The organism is Acinetobacter sp. LMB-5, assembly GCF_001541635.1.
Classification (GTDB): domain Bacteria; phylum Pseudomonadota; class Gammaproteobacteria; order Pseudomonadales; family Moraxellaceae; genus Acinetobacter; species Acinetobacter pittii.
Window position 1 is genome coordinate 1 of sequence record NZ_LRDR01000038.1, and the last position, 726, is coordinate 726.

At 41.6% G+C, this 726-nt stretch carries 1 protein-coding gene; it reads right to left on the reverse strand.

The window, feature by feature from the left end:
* On the reverse strand, positions 1-726 hold a 726-nt coding region (locus AW165_RS19805; protein ID WP_228138766.1), incomplete at both ends, for a hypothetical protein.

Here is a 726-nt window from a genome sequence, read left to right on the forward strand (position 1 = left end):
CAAATCATCCAATCCGGAATTAATTGCACCTTCAATGCCCTTCAAATCACCGCTTAATTCACCAATACCATCATTCAAAAGATGATTAAGTGAAGAAAGTAGTTTGTTGTTGGTATTACCAATCTCTGAAAGTGTACCTGTTTGGCTCTCAATGGCGTTTTTAAGATGGTTAGAGCTATCAACAATAGTATCGGTGTTTAAATCTATAGAATCCTTTAACGCATCGAGGTGTGAAATATTCTCAGCATGGTTTTTATTCAAGTCATTATTGATACCAGTAAGCTGTTTGTTTAAGTCCTTATTCATAGACTCAATAGCCTTTGTAGTATCGCTATTTTCTTCTACATCCGGTTCTGGTTTATCAGGGTCCGGATTGCCAGTGCCGCCACCGTTTGGTTTATCAGGGTCACCTAAGTCACCACCTGTAGGTGGGTCAATATCGGTATCACCAGAACAAGCAGGCCAGTTAGGAGAAAAAATCGTACATGACTCAGGTGGAGGATTATCACACCAGTTATTAGACTCATCACAACAATTAGGATAATCAGGAGAATCAGGTGTGCATTGCTCAGGTTCTGGAGGTTCCTGACACGCAGGCCAATCAGGAGAATCAGGTGTACATTCATCTGGATCAGGTTTTGGCGATGGAACATCACAAGACATGCGAAGGTCTGGAGGGCTAACTTGGTCGTTACAAATAATTGTTGGAGAACCACCATCAGCAAG